This is a genomic window from Streptomyces sp. a15 (assembly GCF_059026085.1).
Window position 1 is genome coordinate 1 of sequence record NZ_JBWLKM010000288.1, and the last position, 404, is coordinate 404.

Here is a 404-nt window from a genome sequence, read left to right on the forward strand (position 1 = left end):
TCCACCGTGCGCCCTTAAAAACTTGGCCACAGATGCTCGCGTCCACTGTGCAGTTCTCAAACAACGACCAGCCACCCATCACCCTGCCCTCACGGACAAGTTCACTGGGGCCGGCACCGAAGGAACGAGCAGACGCTCGCACCCTCAGACACCCAACAGCGTGCCCGACACCCTTCCCGCTCCCCTCAACGGTCCACGCTCTTGCGAGCAGTACTGGAAGGAGAAGACGATCAAGTGTGCCGAATAGTCAACGTTCCACCCTTGAGCAACCAGCACCGGACGTTCGCCGATGAACTGGCCTCTGACCTCACCCCGAAGGGATCGGTAAGAAGTGCTCCTTAGAAAGGAGGTGATCCAGCCGCACCTTCCGGTACGGCTACCTTGTTACGACTTCGTCCCAATCG

The 404-nt window shown here is 59.2% G+C and carries 1 rRNA gene; it reads right to left on the bottom strand.

What is annotated here, in order from left to right:
* Positions 1-342: 342 nt before the first annotated feature.
* Positions 343-404 (bottom strand): 16S ribosomal RNA (locus tag AC5P09_RS52170); the annotation flags it as partial.